At 41.9% G+C, this 19,094-nt stretch carries 18 protein-coding genes and 1 riboswitch; of the genes, 2 read left to right on the top strand and 16 right to left on the bottom strand.

All coding sequences use genetic code 11. The annotated features are described in order from the left end of the window. Positions 1-49 precede the first annotated feature (49 nt). From AC1DM9_RS27120 to AC1DM9_RS27070, 11 genes are all read right to left on the bottom strand, one after another. A complete protein-coding gene (locus tag AC1DM9_RS27120) occupies positions 50-1,006 on the bottom strand; it encodes a carbohydrate kinase family protein (protein WP_477583183.1) in 957 nt (318 codons plus the stop codon). 57 nt (positions 1,007-1,063) lie between these two features. Then, entirely contained in the window at positions 1,064-2,074 is a 1,011-nt protein-coding gene (locus AC1DM9_RS27115; protein WP_339203046.1) for a LacI family DNA-binding transcriptional regulator, read from the bottom strand. A gap of 129 nt (positions 2,075-2,203) precedes the next feature. Beyond that, complete coding sequence (locus tag AC1DM9_RS27110) at positions 2,204-3,100, bottom strand: metallophosphoesterase family protein (RefSeq protein WP_477509732.1); 897 nt, start codon at positions 3,098-3,100, stop codon at positions 2,204-2,206. 25 nt (positions 3,101-3,125) lie between these two features. Then, positions 3,126-4,013 carry a CehA/McbA family metallohydrolase domain-containing protein gene (locus AC1DM9_RS27105; protein ID WP_477583180.1) on the bottom strand — a complete coding sequence of 296 codons (888 nt, stop codon included), beginning with the start codon at positions 4,011-4,013 and terminating at the stop codon, positions 3,126-3,128. Positions 4,014-4,040: 27 nt separating this feature from the next. Continuing rightward, positions 4,041-4,949 (bottom strand): carbohydrate ABC transporter permease, encoded by a 909-nt coding sequence (locus AC1DM9_RS27100; protein ID WP_076265569.1) that lies wholly within the window; start codon positions 4,947-4,949, stop codon positions 4,041-4,043. A gap of 103 nt (positions 4,950-5,052) precedes the next feature. Continuing rightward, the gene (locus AC1DM9_RS27095) at positions 5,053-6,783 is read right to left on the bottom strand and encodes an extracellular solute-binding protein (RefSeq protein ID WP_477549512.1); all 1,731 of its coding nucleotides are present in this window, start codon (positions 6,781-6,783) and stop codon (positions 5,053-5,055) included. A gap of 119 nt (positions 6,784-6,902) precedes the next feature. Then, positions 6,903-7,850, bottom strand: coding sequence for an ABC transporter permease (locus AC1DM9_RS27090; protein WP_441875547.1), 948 nt, complete (start codon positions 7,848-7,850; stop codon positions 6,903-6,905). Between the two features lie 377 nt (positions 7,851-8,227). After that, positions 8,228-8,938: a glycerophosphodiester phosphodiesterase gene (locus AC1DM9_RS27085; RefSeq protein ID WP_441874950.1), complete on the bottom strand. Its 711-nt coding sequence runs from the start codon at positions 8,936-8,938 to the stop codon at positions 8,228-8,230. Between the two features lie 44 nt (positions 8,939-8,982). Then, complete coding sequence (locus tag AC1DM9_RS27080) at positions 8,983-9,711, bottom strand: MgtC/SapB family protein (RefSeq protein WP_477549514.1); 729 nt, start codon at positions 9,709-9,711, stop codon at positions 8,983-8,985. Between the two features lie 306 nt (positions 9,712-10,017). Then, positions 10,018-10,773, bottom strand: a complete 756-nt coding sequence (locus AC1DM9_RS27075; protein ID WP_477583177.1) for an endonuclease/exonuclease/phosphatase family protein — start codon at positions 10,771-10,773, stop codon at positions 10,018-10,020. 139 nt (positions 10,774-10,912) lie between these two features. After that, a complete protein-coding gene (locus tag AC1DM9_RS27070; RefSeq protein WP_477549516.1) occupies positions 10,913-11,395 on the bottom strand; it encodes a hypothetical protein in 483 nt (160 codons plus the stop codon). A 255-nt stretch (positions 11,396-11,650) separates the two neighbouring features. Continuing rightward, positions 11,651-11,753: riboswitch (purine riboswitch) on the top strand. A 111-nt stretch (positions 11,754-11,864) separates the two neighbouring features. On the opposite strand from AC1DM9_RS27070, the gene AC1DM9_RS27065 reads away from it, so the two are divergent. Further along, the gene (locus AC1DM9_RS27065) at positions 11,865-12,914 is read left to right on the top strand and encodes a Rieske 2Fe-2S domain-containing protein (protein ID WP_477583175.1); all 1,050 of its coding nucleotides are present in this window, start codon (positions 11,865-11,867) and stop codon (positions 12,912-12,914) included. 129 nt (positions 12,915-13,043) lie between these two features. On the opposite strand, the gene AC1DM9_RS27060 is transcribed toward AC1DM9_RS27065, so the two are convergent. The 5 genes from AC1DM9_RS27060 to AC1DM9_RS27040 all read right to left on the bottom strand — a co-directional run bounded on the left by AC1DM9_RS27060 (position 13,044) and on the right by AC1DM9_RS27040 (position 18,234). After that, complete coding sequence (locus tag AC1DM9_RS27060) at positions 13,044-13,742, bottom strand: M24 family metallopeptidase (RefSeq protein ID WP_477549518.1); 699 nt, start codon at positions 13,740-13,742, stop codon at positions 13,044-13,046. A gap of 132 nt (positions 13,743-13,874) precedes the next feature. Then, positions 13,875-14,669 carry an SDR family NAD(P)-dependent oxidoreductase gene (locus AC1DM9_RS27055; RefSeq protein WP_477583173.1) on the bottom strand — a complete coding sequence of 265 codons (795 nt, stop codon included), beginning with the start codon at positions 14,667-14,669 and terminating at the stop codon, positions 13,875-13,877. 210 nt (positions 14,670-14,879) lie between these two features. Continuing rightward, a complete protein-coding gene (locus AC1DM9_RS27050; protein ID WP_477583171.1) occupies positions 14,880-15,926 on the bottom strand; it encodes an AraC family transcriptional regulator in 1,047 nt (348 codons plus the stop codon). A gap of 566 nt (positions 15,927-16,492) precedes the next feature. After that, entirely contained in the window at positions 16,493-17,149 is a 657-nt protein-coding gene (locus AC1DM9_RS27045; RefSeq protein ID WP_477583169.1) for a DUF2306 domain-containing protein, read from the bottom strand. A 35-nt stretch (positions 17,150-17,184) separates the two neighbouring features. Then, positions 17,185-18,234 (bottom strand): DJ-1/PfpI family protein, encoded by a 1,050-nt coding sequence (locus AC1DM9_RS27040; protein WP_477583167.1) that lies wholly within the window; start codon positions 18,232-18,234, stop codon positions 17,185-17,187. 173 nt (positions 18,235-18,407) lie between these two features. Here AC1DM9_RS27040 and AC1DM9_RS27035 point away from each other — a divergent pair, with 173 nt between their 5' ends. Then, positions 18,408-19,094, top strand: a complete 687-nt coding sequence (locus AC1DM9_RS27035; RefSeq protein WP_477583165.1) for a response regulator transcription factor — start codon at positions 18,408-18,410, stop codon at positions 19,092-19,094.

Raw genomic sequence — 19,094 nt, 5'->3', positions numbered from 1 at the left:
AAACCCGCTTATAGTCTCATACATAAACCATCACTATGAATCATTAGATTCATAGTGTGGTTTCCAGCGTTACTTTTGTTTCACCAATTCGATCTGAGATAAATTTCTCTAGCAGCTGTATGTTTGTCGTCCCTGTATTTCCACCATATTCGCTTACAGACATAGCACCGCAAGCATTTCCATATATCAAACATTCCTCTGGATTTTTCCCTGCCAAATATCCATAAATATAACCGGCATTAAAAGAATCACCCGCTCCAGTCGTATCGACGACTCGCACGGAGAAGCTCGAACGATAGGACTGCTGCCCGCCTACCGATGTCACCGCACCTTTCGAACCCAATTTGAGCACGATATGGCTGCTGTGTTTAGAAAGAACTTCAAGACTTTCCTCTACCGTTGTACAACCGGTATAGTGTATAGCTTCGGTTTCGTTCATTAAGAAAACGTCGATATGCTTCATTAATTCAAAAATGCCAGGATACCATTCCCCTGTGTCATCCCACCCCATATCAATAGAGGTCGTTACGCCTAGTGCTTTAAGTTTTTTTACGGTTTCCAAAAAATCAGCATGATTGCGGCTTCCCTTATAACAAGTCAAATGAACATGACGTCCTAATAAAACACTATTCATGTCAAGCTGCTGCAAGCTTAGCTCGGCATTTGAACCAGCATACGTAATAAAAGAACGATCATTTTCCGGATTAATTGCAATGGATATTCCTGTATTGCTGCTGCTCTTTTTAATATATCTGGTATCGATTCCATATCGAGAAAATTGATCTTTTATAAGCTGACCAAATCCGTCATCACCTAGAACCCCGTTAAAGGCAACCTTCAAACCTAGCTTGGCTGTCGCCAAACTAAACAAAGCTGCCCCTCCGCCGACGTGGATTGTCATATTTTGGACAAATACCTCTTGTCCGGGTGCTGGCAGCTCGTTGCAGCCCTCAACAACTAAATCAATATTCGCGTCTCCAATCACGATGACATCGTAATTTTTCAATGGTGCCTCATCTCCATCTATTTCCGATATGCACTGATGTGCTATGCTCTCTAATCCTTATGAATCTCTTCTTATACAGCTTTCACGGACAACTAGTTTATGCTCCAAGATAATATCCTCGGTTGACGTTTCCTTATTCGTAATCTGTTTCAACAGCGCTGCCATCGTCACTTTGCCCATGTCTTGAATAGGCTGCTCCATTGAGGTTAACCTCGGACGGGCAAGTTCGGTCAGTTGACTTCCGTCAAAGCCCATAATGGAAATATCCTCTGGAACTCGAAGGTTATGATCCCAAATGCAGTTCATCGCTCCAACAGCCATATCATCACTTACGGCAAATACAGCCGTAGGCGTTTGTTTATTGCGAAGAATATCCTTCATTTGCTCGTATCCGCTTTTCACTTTATAATCACCGAACCGGATATTTTCATATATGATTTTAATGGAATGGTCTGACAATGCATTTCGATATCCGCTATACCGGTTTTGTCCCGATGTAATATCACGCATGTCGCCGCCGATAAACCCGATTTCCTCATGGCCAAGCTCAATCAAATATTTTGTCGCATCGTAAGCAGCTTTGTAGTCATCAATAATTACAGAAGCGAACTCCTGGTCCATCGGTTTAACACTAGAAAAAATAACGGGAATGTTCATCTTATGAATCAAAGCACGAATTTCCTCATTAATTTTCTCATGCATAATAATGATGCCTTCTACCCGCATTTCCTGAAACACATTGATATACTTTAATTCTTTATCTATATCCTCGATGATATTGCATACCAAAAGGTTATAATCATTAGTGCTAGCCGCTTCTTCGATGCTGCTTAAAATTGTCGAATAGAAGCTTGAGGTAAGATCTGGCACAATTACCCCAATGAGATTCGTTTTGTTGCGTACCAAGCTTCGGGCGATATGGCTAGGAGCGTATCCCAATTGATCGATGGCTTGATTCACCTTTTCCTTGAGATCGTCTTTCACATACCTCTCGCCATTTAGCACTCTGGACACAGTCGTAACCGAAACTCCTGCTACCCGGGCCACATCTTTGATTTTTGGTTGCACATTATTCACCCTTCGTGGAAGTATATTTCGTTCATATATTAGAATTATATAAGATATACTTCGACTTCGACAAACTTTCTCATCATTTATTCTTTAATATCATTCAGCCGCGAACTAATCCTTATCAACTTAGTTCAATTTCGCTATTTCTATCCGTGTATCGAACTCCCGTTTTCCTTCGAATAACGTAATGATTCTTGCTCCGCGCTCAAGCTCTCCGTATGTGTTGAAGCCCGTGGCACGTCCATAACACAATCGGATGCCATGAAGCTCTCCTACGTAATCATTATCATGATCATGTCCGGCAAAAGTCCCCATGACATCACCCTGCTCCAGCATTGCCGTGAATAAACCGCTGTTCAACTTCGGACAGCAGACCTCCTCGCCTTTATTGCCTATACTTTTGCCTTCCTGCCAGACTTGCTCATATTCCGGTATTGGAATATGGAAAAAAGCGAGTCCAGGCAATGCGCTGCCATTCTTCTGAGCAAGCTTTTTCGATTCGCTGCAGTACCAGTGAACCTGATCTGGATGTATCCATTCATATCCACCAACGGACTCAGGTGCTGAATCTCCGGAATCAAAAAAGTACAGAACAGCCGTATCTTCTTCACTCGCAGAACCCGCTACAGTTAGAGCATAATTCCCAACTCCATGGATGTCCTTAGGACCATCCTCAGATAAATTATTACTATATTCCTTTAAAACTTCATTCAATCGCTGACGAGTAATACCTGTCTCTGAATCATGATTGCCATAAATGACAGCGAACGGAATGGCAGACTGGACAACATCCGCAATCGCACGGCGAAATGCTGCTTCTTGATCCTCTGTATCATAGCTGGATATGACATCGCCAGTAAGGACGATCAAATCGGGCTTCTGCGACGCAATCAGCTGCTGAATAACAGCTAACGTTTGAACATCCTTTTCAGGTTCAATTCCATTCTTGATATGCATATCGGTAAATTGAATGATCGTAAATGTCCCGTCTGATCGGAATCTTAACTTGTTGTGCTCCACCATAACTCCTCCTCGACCTAAGAGCTGATTAATCTTCAATAAATAATGGCTGAGAAAAAGCGGAATACCCGCCTTCCAAATAAACGGCTATACGGACGTATTTTTCGTCTCCTTTACACTCATATTCAGCTTGCTTGATTCGTCCTGTTGTTTCTTTAAGCACCTGTCCGTCTTTACCGAAAAACGTGACGTATTTGTACATTTTATCAAGCAAATCATTAGAGCGAAGATCAACAACAACCTTGTTGCCTCCTACACTGATCGCATCAAACCCATACCCCGTTGATACATAAAAGTTACCTTCTTTAATCGCATCAATGATAGCATCGTTCGTATTTGCCTTAGCTCTAACCACGTTCCAAGCGCGTTTTTCTTGTCCATATACGTGCGAGTCGTCATTTCCGAAGCCCCACACTTTACGACCGGCGGATAAAAGAGCATCCCACTTGTCAAACGCGATATCATACTCTGGATTGCCGTCCCCGTTATAGACTTCAACCCCAAGATAACGTTCCATCTTAAACATATCTTCTAGTTCCCAAAAATTCGAGAAATACCGATTCGGATGCACAAGCACTGCAAATCCATCGTTCGTCGTTGTTAGATCCACAAAGCGTTGATAGTTCTCAATCGTAAATGCATTGCTGTAGTTTTCCATAATCATTTGCGGCGGTTTCACGAGCAGCATATGTGTTTGCCGACTGCTTACTTCTATGGCTTCGAAAACATTCGGTATCTCTCTTTTGCCTTCGTGTTTCGTAATTTTATCGTGGTCAGAAATACCGAGAAAATCGTATCCACCGTACATTTTGTAAACCGTTTCGAGCGAAAACCAACCATCGCTGTTCGTCGTGTGGTTATGAAAGCTTCCTTTAAACCAAGTTCCCGACTCTACGTATGGATTCACTATTTTCATTTTGTTCCCATCCTCTCCTAGGCTGATTTACTCTTTAATCGATCCGATCATAATGCCCTTGGTAAAATAGCGCTGCACAAATGGATAGATAAGAATAATCGGCGTTACGACGATAATGATCGTTGCCATTTTAAGCGAGTTTCCTGTAACCTGCATTTTTTCGATCAAATCGTATCTAAGTCCGGCAGCCTGATTGAGCGTATCCCGCATCGCTTCCGCACTCATCAACATTTCTTGTAGAAGTGTGGACAGCGGGCGCAAAGACGATTTTCGAATATAAAATGCACCAGTGAACCAATCGTTCCAATGACCAACGGCGTTAAACAAGCCAATAACCGCAATAACCGGCCGACTGAGCGGCATAATGACGCGCAAGAAGATCGAAAAATCGTTATACCCATCAATTCGTGCCGATTCTTCCAAACTCGGATGAATTTGTTGAAAAAATGTTCGCATAATGATGATATTCCACACGCTATATAAGCTTGGAATGACGTAAACCCAAATATTATTCGTCAAATGAATGGACTTAAGCAGCATGTAATAGGGAATGATTCCCCCTCCAAACAACATGGTGAAGAAAATGATCATCATAATGTATTTTCCGCCAGGCAATGTTTTGCTCTTTAATGCATAAGCTGCTGCTGCAGTCAGAAAAACACTTGAGATCGTTCCTACGACCGTTCGGAAGACTGAAATCCCAAAAGCAGTTGTAATATTGGACGTTTCAAACGCTTTTTGGAAGTTTTCCAAGGACCAAATCCTCGGCCAGAAGTAAATGCCGCCTCTTTCCGCGTCTTTACCGGGATTAAAAGCAAGTGCAAAAATATTAAAAAAAGGTAGAATGATCGATAAACACAGCGCGATTAGAAGCAAGTAGTTAATGACTCTAAAAATTCTTTCACCCGTGCTGAGCTTATAAAATTCGTTTCCCACTTTCTCCCTCCTCCGTTGAAGGAAAGGCGTTTTTATCCAGCTGCGGATAAAATCGCCTTGCCTCTTCCACTAATTTTCTGCTTCTAAATGTTGAACCTAGTCTCTAATCGTTCAGGTTTACGTCCGTTTTTGGATCGGCATCTTTTTCTGCGAGAAGCTTCAAATAATCGTCCAATCCTGCTGATTTCAATTGTTTCAAGTTGCTTTCCAACATTTTCTTAGCTTCATCAAGACTCTTGCCGTAATAAGCGCGGATCAAAGTTTCATTGTAAGCGTCCAAAGCCGCTTTAAGTTCTGAAGATCTGTCGAATTCACCAAGGAACGCGGTAGGTACGTAGCTGTCAACGATCTTCGCATTTTTGTACTTTTCCTCAAAGTTCCAATATTCGATTAGTTTTAGAGCACCGTTATTGTCTTCTTTTTTCAATTTGTCGCCATACTGCATTTCCCCGAAATCAGCCAAGTTATCGGTGTCCGTGCCGCCTAGAATATCGCCCCATGAGTTGCCGACGCCTTGGAAGCCGAGCTTTTTCGCTTCGTTCGGATCTGTTGCTTTCAGATCCAACACTTCTTGTTTCACAAGTGGAAAACCGTCTGCGCCGAGCGTATAATCGCGGCCCTCCAAACCGTATTTCCAAATAAGTTTTCCTTCCTTACTAGCTAAGTAGTCCGCAAATTTGACAATCTCTTGCGGGTTTTTCGTTGTAGTTGGGATCGCCCAAGCGCTGTAGCCGGACTTAAAGCTAACTTGCATTTGGTAAGGCCCGTCTACGTTGTTAATTGGTCCAAGCGGTAGGTAATGCATATCTTGGTTGAACTCTTGATAGTTGTGGGCATCACCGATAATCGCCCATGAGCCATTCAAAGCGCCCTCTGTTGCGCGGCTTTCGTCAATCGTAAAGTACTCGGGATGAATAAGCTTTTCTTTAAGCAGCTTTTGGAAATACTCTACTTTTTTCATCGGATATTCGGTTTCTGCTTCATGAAGGATTTGACCGTCTTTCGATTTTTTGATTCGCTGGTCGTCTTCGCCCCACTGCAGATCCTTGAAAGCGGCTGAAACATCTTTACCACCCCAAAAGGATGGACCGATTGGAATCACTGGACTACCATTGTTGTCTTTGAAGTTGCCGGCTTTAATTTTCTTAGCTAGCTCATACACTTCATCCGACGTCTTGATTGTGCGCGGGTCGATTCCTAGTGAGTCAGCAATATCTTTACGGATATAAGCGCCGCCTACATATTTGTTAGATAGATAGCCGCCTTGTCGATTGATATTCATATGAACGAAGTAAGAAGAGCCGTTAAACTCAGGACGGAACATAACGCCGTATTTCGTATCAAGCGGCAAATAGTCATCTTGCAAATATTTGCTGTACACTTTCGTATCTTTCATAAGCGGAGTCAAATCAGTGAACATACCTTCGCGCGCCGCTTTCAAGACAACGGGCATTTCCGGTCTGCCACTGTTATTGAGGTAGAAAGCAACGAAATCCGGCAAGTCGTTTGCAGCGATGCCTGCAATCAAGCCATCGATGGATTTTTCGGCTTTCATGATTTCAATTTCAAAGTCGATCCCCGTTTGCTCCTTTATCTTCGCTTTAATTTCCGGGTTCATATCTTCTGTGTAATCGTCGGTACCCATGAATACAAGACCTTTGATTTTACGATCAGCAATCCATGTAGCCGGTTTCCCTTCCGTTGTAGGTGAAACCCCATCTGTGCCGCCAGGAGCAGGTGTTTCATTATTGTTTTTGTTGCCATTCGAGCAGCCGGCGATCAGCATCGCTGTCACCAAAGGTATTGCGAAATACTTTGCCCATTTCTTACTCATGCGATTGTTCCCCTTTTCTAAAATGATTTTATGAAACACGCCAGAAGACGTCTCCCACCAAGTGGATGGTCATGCAAACCTTTTCGCATAGCAACTATGGTAACGTTATCAGAACAAAGCTACCATAAGGATGTTTCAGAAACCTTTCGGGAAACTCTGTTTGCGAATACAACCAAGATCAATCCAATTAATCCTTGCAGCATGCCCACGGCTGTCGCGTATCCGTACTGACCGCCTTGCAATCCAACTCGGATAATGTAAGTGTCCAAAATATCAGAGAGCGGTGCATTACCCGGTGTTTTGAGCAAATAAATCTGGTCGAACCCGGCGGATAATATACTGCCCAGAGACAATATAAAGAGGATTACAATTGTCGGTGTGATGGACGGCAGCGTAATATTCCAAACCTCTCGGAATTTGCTTGCCCCATCAATTTTAGCCGCTTCGTACATTTCGGGATTAATTCCTGAGATCGCTGCGACATAGATGATCGAATCCCAACCAATAGACTTCCATACATGGCTTCCGAACATAATCTGGTAGAAGTAATCCGAATCCATCATAAAGAATGTACTTCCGTCGCCGCCCATATTCGTTATTACCTGATTCAACAAGCCAGTATCAGGAGCGAGTATACGTTGAACTAAACCGATGACGACAACCCACGAGAGGAAATGCGGCAAATACAGTAAGCTCTGAGAAACATTTTTGAACCATTTTGAGCGAACTTCATTAAACATAAGTGCAAGAATAATCGGAAACGGCAAGTATAGAAACAATTTCATACAACTTATGATGAGTGTGTTTTTAATCAACTCTCCGCTTTGATAGGAATTAAAAAATTGCTTGAAATAATCAAGGCCAACCCATGGGCTTCCTAAGATGCCCTCATTGAACTTGTATTCCTTGAAGGCTAACAACAAGCCGGCCATCGGAATATAGTTGAAAATGATGAAGAAGACAACACATGGCAACAACATGAAATATAAATATTTGTGAGCCAACATTTTTCTCCATAAAACGATACCACTGTTTTTTCGCTTCATTGGTACGGTCATTTGCTTCATAAGTTGAAAGTCACCTTCTTTCTGATTACTGTCTGGAAGCGATACCATATAAAATTTCAATTACATAAATTTTAACCAATCACCCTCTTATCCGAGTAACAGTTTTTCATCCTAGACCGATTGTATTAACAAAAACTTGTTTCTTAAACCATTATTTGTTATCTATAGGTAAATATTTTGTTAAGATTCATTCACTCATTGGTATCAAGAGCTGCAACAAAATTCACCTTCTTCCATGTTGACTATGAGCGTCTTCATCTGAAACTGCTTTTTCTGGAAGCGATACCATGAAGATTAAAATAAAGTGCGCCTCTTAAAGTAAGCGCTTACCATGAACGGATTATACCAAACTTTTTTTCAATTGGCTACAGTTAATTTCATTCTTTTTTAAGTGCGATTAGATCCATCGGTGAACGTGTAGTAATGGCGTCAACTTTCATCCTCAGAAACCATTCCATTGCTGACCGAAAGTTCACAGTATAAACCCATACCTTCAAACCTAAAGCGTGCGCTCGAATTACGATTGGCGGAAGACAAGTAAAGCCATTCATATTGAGCCCTGCGTATCCAGCTTGCTTAGCTTCCCTGCATACGGCCTCCGCGAAGTCGCCATATCGCTCCATTTGTTCCAAAGTCAAATCGTCCGGCGTATTCAGCATGACTTGAATATCCGGGTATCTTACCGTAATGTTATCGGAACATCCTGTAATGAAAACCCGTTTTTGCGCTTCAAACTGGTGAATAAGCCTTACCGTCGGATCAATAGCATCTACCGTTTTTATATCCAAATTCAATTTGATTCCTAGCGAAGCCGAAAGCTGAAGCACTTGTTCCAGCGTCGCAATTTCATGATCTTTATAAATCGGATCGAGCAGCGGCCGTATATCCGGATTATTCAACTGTTCGAAGGTGTGTGAGTGAAGATAAGGTGAATCATCATGCAGAAGGATAGCAATACCATCTTGGGTTATGCGTACATCGACTTCTACGATATCTGCGCCGAATTTAATGCCTTCTTCAAATGATGCCATTGTGTTATCCGGATAAACACCACATCCCGTATGGGCTGCTACCATCGTGTTATGCATGCCATGCCTCCTCTTTCTAAAATTAAAATGATTCCGCTTTCAAATTAGGCGGAGACGCCTTCCGTTTCCAAGCTTAGTACTCCATCCATATGAGCTAACGCTGCGATAGATACCTCATAGTTTTTTATTTTCTTTAATTTCAACTGAATGCGAATCGTTAAATGCCGATCACTTAGCTGCTCCTCCTCTTCGTCGTTGTTTATCGTGAGCTTGCTGATTTGTAGTCCGCTTTGATTCAAATGCATCAAAACAAGATTAAGACCAGCTGATGTTTTATCCATTTTTATTAACAACTCGCGTACTTTTTTCGTTCGGGAGAAAAGTTTCTCAACCTTGTTCAATAAAAACAAACTCACCACCACCAAGAAGGTCGCTATGACAGCGCCGTAGTAAAATCCTGCACCAGCAGAAAGTCCAATTGCTGCCGATACCCACAATGAGGCTGCCGTAGTCAATCCGGAAACACCAAACCCATTTCGCATAATGGTACCCGCGCCGAGAAAACCGACGCCACTGATTACTTGCGCTGCCAACCGAGCTGGATCTAAACGAACATTCGGTTCTGCGGCGAAATCAGAAAATCCATACATGGATAACAATACAATGACAGCCGAACCAAGACAAACCAAAATGTGCGTCCGGAAACCCGCGGAATGTCCGCCAAGCTCACGTTCTAGACCAATCAAACCGCCAAGCACTAAAGCCAATAATAGTCTTAGCGTCATCTCAAATAAACTAATTTGCCATACAGTCGGATCATATTGGAGATCCATCGTGTTCCACTTCACCTCCTATGCGCTGGTATCGATATTAGTTTTGAATAACCACTCATCATCGGGTAGCTGGATAAATGGTATTATTTACACTACAAGATTTCCATCTTTTTCTCAACAGATTTTTCTCAAGCTTACCGAAGCGTTTGATAAGTACCCTAAAATAACTTGTCTGTCAGAAAATGTAACACCACCCATCAAATTGGGCCAGTCTTCTATTTCAACTGATGATTTCCTAGCGAGCGATATAAAAAAAGAATGGATTTTGGCAGTTTCCTGACCATCCACTCTTTTATTGTTCGTATGCTATACCTGCAGAGTAGCAATAATTGGATAATGATCTGATGGGTATTTGCCATCGTACTTGCCCTTGTCGACATTCGCTGACACGATCCGAATATTCGACGTAACGAATATATAATCGATCGGCTCACCTTCTTCGCCGCCCTCAAAACCATGATAAGTGCAGCCCGGATGTACATCAGGATTGGTGTATGTATGACGCAGCCCTGCTTGGATCAGAGTTTGAATCGTTTTGGTTTCCGGTTCACAATTGAAATCACCTGTTAGAATCGCCGATGCTCCACTGGTAATATTCATCTTATCCAAGATGAGCATAGCTCCATTTATTCTTGCTTCCTCGCTTATGTGATCCAGATGTGTATTCAGAATCAGATATTCCTGCCCGTCGATTTGCCCCAGCCTCACCCAAGTGCAAATGCGCGGACAAGCGGTGTTCCAGCTTTGAAAGCCAAGCTGCTCCGGCCGTTCAGACAATCCGAATGTGCCGCTTTCGACTGGCTTCAGCCTATCTATCTGGAAGAAAATCGCGCAAAACTCACCCTCTTCGCCGCCGAGTCTGCCCTCCCCGATCCATTCATATTCGGGAAGCAGCGCATTCAAGCTCTCCAGCATGGGCAAGCTTCCTTCTTGCGTGCATACAACGGCAGCTCCAGACGCTTTAATCGCTTCTGCAGCCGCTTCGACACGGTTAGGCCAAGCATTTTCCCCATCCTCCGCAACATGGATACGAAGATTAAATGACATAATTAATAATTCCATAATGATCCCTCCTAACATGAATGTAAAATAAGCATATGGCGAGTTGACGGGATAATCAACCCATAGACAATGTGGTATCATGTCCATAATAAACTCATTTCCCAAAAGCAATTCGCAATAAAGCTTTCATGACGCCGCTTTACAGGTTTATCATTTTACTAATATAGAGCCATTTATTATAGTCTTCCTTTATTTGTTCTTGTGATTTCCCAAGTATACTGCTTCTATTGTAGGGTCTATTTAATTCTAATATTTTTAGTGAATCATTTAATGAATAGTCATTACTATAAAGTGGATCACTTATAATGGGATAACTTTTTGAGAGTAATTCGTCAGCATATTGCCTTAATATTTCCGCTGCTGAACCATACCTATTTTCTTGAATGCCTGAATCCATCATTAAATGCCATAGCTGTTCAAAGTCGCATTCAGGCAATCTAACAAACCCCGTCTCATTTCCCCAACCGAAATCATATAGATCTCGTTGAACCCATAAAGAATTATCCTTTGGACAAATATAGAAGCCGTTTTCAGCACTCCTTTTTAATCCAAACTCTTTAGGTGTTGATTTATCGAATCTAAAACTCATCAAAAAATATTGCTGTAGAGGGTCTGCTTTCACTATGTTTTTCCTCCGTTTAACAGCATTTTTTTAAACAAATCGTGCTTTCTTTCAGCTTAATCTTATTCTCAATCCAATTAATAATATATTGCTATTAAAGGACTAGGAATGCAAGATAGCTATTGAAATAAATATGCTGGCGACCTTTTTAGGCTGAACATAAACTGGAATGGCTCTGCTTAGAATAACTCCTTAAATAACAGAATTGACAAAAAGCTTCTTCCGGAATAGAATAAACACATAGTTCATGTTAAGTAATCTAACACGAACTTCTCTTGTATAAGCTCATAAATTGGTGTGAGCGTCTCGACCAGGCAACCGTAAATTGCCCCAGGCTACAAGAGGCCGTTAGTGAAGATACTCTAATTTTTTCATTTCAGAAAAATTAGATCTATTTCACTACGCGCCTCTTAAGCCTGGGGTTTTATTGCGTTCAGCCTAATCATTCATTCTAAAGGAGCGATTGTGTATGAATAAGCCAAAGTCGCATGTTGAATCCGCATTGCAATACCCTCGTGATTGTACATTTACACTAAATGATTGGAATGTTCTTTCTCAGTTCTGGTATCCTGTGGCCATTGCTGAAGAAGTAACAAATAAACCAGTTGCTGTGAAGCTGCTTGATGTAAAGCTCGTTTGTTACCGCAGCAGCCACGGCAAAGTCGTGATTGCTCGTGATCTCTGCTTTCACCGTGGAGCACCTCTGAGCAAAGGTTGGATTGAAAACGATGAAATCGTATGTCCTTACCATGGGTTTCGATATAACTGCGAAGGGGTGTGCACTGCCGTTCCAGCCCATTCTGACTCCAAAATATCACCCAAACTAAAATTAATCATGTATCCGGTTATTGAGAGGTATGGGCTGATCTGGACATCTTTAGCCGCTGTAGACGAACAAATTCCGCCGTTCTCTGGGTGGGACGATCCGGATTTTATTAATATATTACCTCCAAGCTTTGATATTGCCGGTTCGGCAGGACGCCAAATGGAAGGATTTTTAGATGTTTCTCATTTTGCATACGTGCATACGGAGACGTTCGGAGACCGCAATAACACAGAAGTTCCACAATACAAAGTAACGCGCGACGGGAATCAGCTTCAGGCGGACTATTGGAGCACCGTCAGCAATTACGGTAAAGGCCAGGAAAATCCCGCTCCTGAAGGATTCATGTGGCTTCGCGCGTTTCGTGTATTTGCACCTTTCGCGGCCTCACTAACTGTACATTTCCCAAATGACGGCAAGCTCATGATTTTGAACTGCGCCTCTCCAGTCTCAGCACGTTACACTCGTTTATTTTGTCCAATCTCACGGAATTTTGATAAAGATCTTCCGATTGAAGATACGATTAAATTTAATTTGCAAGTTTTTCAGGAAGATCGAGAAATGGTTGAATCCCAAACACCAGAAGATCTACCCCTCGATTTGATGGCCGAAGCCCATATTCCAGCTGATCGCACTTCAATTGCCTATAGGCAATTGCTTACACAGCTTGGCCTTGGAAGAAGCTACACATCTTAAGATGTATGATTACAGCTAATTTCTAAACAAATCCTTGAAAAGAAAGATCACCAAGTTACCAACAAAGGCTGCCGATAAGCTCGGCAGCCATTTGTAGTTACTCTGTAGTTTCAACTATGTTTTCCATAATTACAGATAATCAACGGTTAATAATTGCTCTATAAAGCCGCCAATTTCCAGCTTCCTGTCCACAAAATGAATTTCCAAAATCCAATCGCGAGGCCTACCATTCGAATCCGGATCTCTCATTGGAATATGATTATCAGGATGAATATAGTTTTCAACGGATTCTCCCTGTATTACTTCATGAGGGAATTCACCAATAAGGTGACCCGCATGCGGACCTCCAAACTCCCATCCGTATTTTAAAGCTAAATGACTCACATAGGTATAAAGTTCACTACCTGTAATCGCAGATTGAGACTGAAAATAGGCCTTCCCTTCATCCCAGGCCTCCACAATATCATTTTTCAGTTTTAATTTTGCTGGATCATCTCCTAGGACGAAGGTTCTTCCGAAATCAGCTTCCCAATCTTCAAAAATTGGACCGAAATCCAGAAATATAATATCATCTTTGGAAACAATCAGATCAGGCGGGTTTTCTCTATATGGGAACAACGTGTTTTTTCCAGCTCGCACGATTCGTTTATGCCAGTATTTCTTAATACCAAACATCTCGAATGCCAATTGATAGATTTCACGATTTATTTGCTTTTCAGTCACATCAGGACGAATAATTCCTTGATCTTCGATCGCCTTGAATAGTTGTTCCGCCTTGCTTTCAGCCTCTCGTAGCGAGGCATGCCGTTTACTAATAGATAGATCCATTTCCCATTCTCCTCTCAATTCTATGAACCTTCTGAAGAAAGAGTACTTACCATATCTTTTCAAAATAATTCTAACGTTTTATTACATCAATTCCAAATGAAATGAGAATCAATCATTCAAATCGTAAACCTATTAAAAAATAGTCGGTACCATTCCCCCATCCATACGGATTGGAGAGCCTTTAAATGCGGATGCATAAGGACTGCATAAAAATGCAGCTAGTCTACCTATTTCAATAGGCTTGATAAATCGTTGTATTTCAGATTGAGGCAGGTTTGTAGTCATAAAATTTTTCTCTTTTTCTGAAAAAGTCATATCTTCATTTGAGTATATGCCCTCAATGATTTGATGCACATTTTCAGAGAGTGTTGGTCCTGGCAGGATCGTATTCACTGTAACTTCTGTTCCAACTGTTAATTTGGATAAGCTTTTGGACAATGATAATAGCATTGATTTTGTCATACAATACTGAGGCATTTGTCCTGAAGGCATAATTGCTTCTTCACTCGCAATAAAGATAATGCGGCCATAATCATTTTTCAACATTTTAGGTAAATAAAATTTAGATAATCCATTTGCGGTAAGTACGTTCGTGCGGAAGTATTTTTCCCATATCTCATCGTCAACATCTTCATATTTCATCATTTCATAGATGCCCATACTATTAACTAATATATCAATATTGGGGTATTTTTCGAATAAAGCTTCTCTTTGCGCAATATCCACAATATCGGCTGTAGCATTTTGAGGTGAGGTAGCCGGGAAATCTGATTTGATTTCATTTACAATTCGTTCCACCTCTTCGTAATTTCGACCATTAATGAGTACATGGACACCTTCTTTAGCAAGTTCAATTGCAATTGCTTTACCTATACCCTTCGTTGATCCTGTAACTAAAGCTGTTTTATTTTTTAATCCCATATCCATATTAAATTTCTCCCTTTTCATTTACTTATTCATTCACGACAAGCTGATTAATAGTCATGATTAAAACAGTCTTGTAATGAGGATAGTGATAATATTACCTTGTCTGAATGGGATAGTAACTAGCATATCGCGCCAATGTACTCGTTTAACACGCCAAATAAAAAAACGCAATAAAGACTAGCTCTCTATAAATTTATATGGTTGGGAATTCTATATAATCGGCAATTCTAGCCGTCCTTCGGCTAATGGGTTTGTACCCAAATATTCCGTACGCCAATTTGTAGGAGTCTCACCTTCCCAAAGACGGAAGGCGCGGTAGAATGAATTTTGGTCTTCATATCCAATCAAAAAAGCGATTTCCTTAATATCAAGCGAGGAATCTGCCAAGTACTCTAGTGCCTGCTCATGTCTAGCTTGTGTTAAAACATGCTTGAAACTCGTGTTTTCATCGGTAAGCCGGCGTTGCAAGGTACGGTCGCTCATACCGAGTTCCTTCGCGATAACCTGAATATCGGGGCGCCCACCTGTAAGGCTGCGTTTTAGAATCCATTTGACCATTTCAGTTATAGATCGGCTGCTTTGCTGTTCATTGAGCGATCGGTCTAAAACAGGAGTCAGAATCTCCAGCAACTCTTCGTTGTACGTGACAAAAGGACGATCCAAATCGCTTCGATGCAGCGTCAAACGGTTACATTTTGCATCCATTCGGATTGGGCAGCCAAAATAAGCTTCAAGAGCTTGTACATCGCCCATCGATTGTGAAAATTCGACAACACGCGCTGTCAAAGGTTGACCTGTTCCCCGGCGCCCTAGCTCCAATAGAAATGCCAATGTGATACCCACCAGCAGCGGCGGACCTGCTTTCTCCGTATGCAGCCATTCCAGTTCGATTGTACAATGCTCTCCTTCCTCAGTAATACGCAGGCTTTCGGGTGGGCACATTTGTTTGTACCTAGCCATTCGGTTTAAAGCGTCACGATAGTCACGAGCGTAGTAAGTAGCTAAGACGGTCGGTGGATATTGCGCTGTTTCATAGATGGTCGCAAGCTTGATAATTCCTTTTGCTGTGTCGCCAATGAGATCGGAATAAGCCTGCCAGATAGCGAAATATTGAGCGGTGGTAACTACTGATTCAGTAGCAATGGTGAGCGGCAATCCTGCTTTACGAGCTACGTCATGAGGAGCAATTCCTAATTGACGTAATCCTATCCAAAAACCTGCCGGGATTTTAATACGGTCAGCTGTATGAGACTTCAACCATAAGGACCTCCTCTATCTATTTTTATATATTCATTAATATTGGTTGTGATTTGATGCCTGCCTTTTGCCAAATACAGCGAATCTTAGGTACTCATAAGAATAGTCTTAAGTTCGGTATGGTGTCAAAATTAACGTAATAAGCTGCACTAAACTGCCCATTATTTTAACAAGAAAACAACCATAATAACCAGCAGCCATCAACAATGAGTTAGTTAGTCAATTTATCTTAAACAGAGGCATTTCCATAATTATAAATTGCATATCTCTTCTAATTTCTTTCAAACAAACATGCAATGTTAACTTAATTTAACATAATCGGACGAGGACAATTTTATAAACCAATCACTTCTTTGAAATTGATATGATTTCCACAATGCTATTCAGAATTTGCATAATGAAACTTTAACTGTGAGATCATAGGTTCATAGACAAGGGCTTTCACAACATGCAATTAATTTCCGCATAGATGAAACATTAATTTCTAATATTTTTCAAGGTGAAAGCCCAAGCAGGATTTGTGGTACACTCATTTTTTATACGTATGATTATACCCAATCTATTTTTTATTTATTTCTCAATTCCTCTTTGGATTTATTGATTGTTCTGATAATGACCTCTGGAATGAGCAGCAGCAACCCAAGGGTGATATAGATTCCTATGGTATAGCTATCAGAGTAACCGTAACCAAATACCTGTTCAAAAAGAAAAGTGACAAGATGAATCAACATATTCGTAAAACAAAACGCGTAGCTTCGGATCATCCAGTTCCGATGCCGAATCATTTGTTTCTTTCTAATTTGTACGAGCGCTGTAATCGTGATAATCGGCCATATTATATTTAGCATGTTGAAACCCATACTGCTGGTTTTCCCCCCGGTGGAGTAAGGTGCCAAATATCCTGAAGTCAGCACTACAATAAGGACAGACACGATATACACGTAGCCGTTTATGCGATGGAGCTTACGGCTTTTCTCGAAAATAATGGTAGAAAAGTTGAGCAGCCCCGACGCCATAGCTAAACAGGCAAATGCAACATGAACATGCATCACATTTAACCAGACTGGAAGATTAAGCGCTCGCTTCAGCCCGATTTTTTGGCTAAGAAAGCCCTCTGCACCGGGATCAATCATATAATTTTTCGCCAAAGCGTAAAGAATAAGTAGAATGCTAACACAGGATACTATGCCAAATAATAATTTTCGTTTCGTTTCTTGTTCCAATACTACTCCCTCCGCGGCTCATATCGTTTGTACCTCTACATCATTCCGGAAAAGGAAATTCGATTGCCAGTTAATTTGGATGCCGGTAAAATTCCTGCTTTAGCCGTTCCAGTTAGGCTGTCTCCTTCGGCGGACACCTCGAATTTTAGATTTAAGCGCATAGGTTTTGTTATTCGCAGCGACCAGGTAAGCTTATTATTCTCAAGCACAGGGTTCATCATTTCTACCGTTTCGTCCCCTTGAGTTGCCATGCCTTGAATTAAACCCCCTCTAGTCGTTATCGAGAGCTTGACCTGCATTTTCCCGACTGGCGTAGCGATTGTCGTATTCCAATCCCCTTCGAAAATAGATGACTGTGTCATTTGATTGTCAAAAACTTCATTCTTCATCTCAACTGTGTCTGCTGCTACGTTCGGCTCCTCACTTTCCATTGTTTTATGGCTGCCAGGCGCCCTCCCTGTTTCTCTCCAAACCGTCCCTCTTCGTTCGTATTCGAATAATTGTTCTACCGCATGCGCGATACGCGGTCCAAGCTCACGTTCCACCAAGTAAAGAGCTACATCAATACCGGAGGTTACGCCGCCGCCGGTAACCAAGTTGCCATCATCCACGACGCGTGCTGGGACAGGAACAGCCCCAGTTGCTCCAAGTAAATCCATACCAAGATGGTTCGTTACGGCTGGTCTGCCTTCCAGCAATCCTCCCATCGCCAGTATCAGCGAACCTCCGCATATCGTAGCAACTACGATGTCCTTTTGCATAAGCGCCTGTTCCATCAAACCTGTTAATGCCGTGTTCTTAGCACGGCTTAGAATAACCGGAATCGAGTCTGGGCCATCTCCTTCTACCTCACCGGATGCTCCTGGAACGAGAATGATCCCCTGCGTTGCCGTGTTTAGACTGCCGCTTGCTTCAATTTTCAACCCATTGATACCGCTAGTCACGGACCTCGGCCCTTCGGCAGTGACAAATTCTACGTTTAATGCCTTGTCTGCAAGCATCGCAGCAGCACAAAAAACCTCGTAAGGTGCTATGGCATCCAGAAGGTCGAAGCCTTCAAAAAGCACAATTTGAACATTTAACATGAATACTTCCTCCTCATCTCAATAAAAATCGATCGTAATAAAATCATAACAGCACAATATCTCAATCATGGTTGTGAAATAATCACAAAACTATAAACGAACCATCACAAAACATTGGAATTCGATTGTTTCGGTAAAAAAAATGATAAACTGGTTTGGAAGGTGGGATATTTATGAGCTTATTTAATACGATACTCGTTGTAGACGATGACCCAAGTATCGTTGAACTATTGAGTGACTTTTTGGAAAATGATCATTTTCAAGTGGTAACTGCTAACGACACCACTGAAGCATGGACATTGTTCCAACAAAACACGGTACATTGCATCGTTCTTGACATCATGATGCCCGGGCAAGACGGATTCGAGTTATGCCGTCGTATTCGGAAGGAGAGCAAAGTTCCAATCCTTTTCTTAAGTGCCCGCAGCGATGATGTGGACAAGATTCGAGGTCTGACACTCGGCGGCGATGACTATATCGTCAAAAGCGCTTCCCCAGGAGAGATTGTTGCTAGGGTAAAAGCTGTATTGCGACGTTCCGTTTCCCCGCAGCATTTGGATGAAAAAATTTTGGATTATGGTCGCATCAAGATAAATTTGTCCGCAAGAGAAGTATTAGTGGAAGGGCAAAACGTAGTGCTCACACCTAAGGAATATGAGCTGCTGCGATTGTTTATGGAACATCCCAGGCATGTTTTTTCCTTTGAACAATTACTTGAAAGGTTTTGGGAAGGGGTAGGCGACAAGCATACGATTCGGGTTCATTTAAGCCGGCTTCGTGACAAAATTGAACCCGATTCAAACCATCCACGGTACCTCATCAATGTATGGGGAATTGGGTATCGCTTCGAGGGAGGATAA

Source organism: Paenibacillus sp. 01T431 (assembly GCF_056398625.1).
Note: the sequence above shows the minus strand (reverse complement) of the source record. Positions and strands in the feature narration are given on the sequence as shown.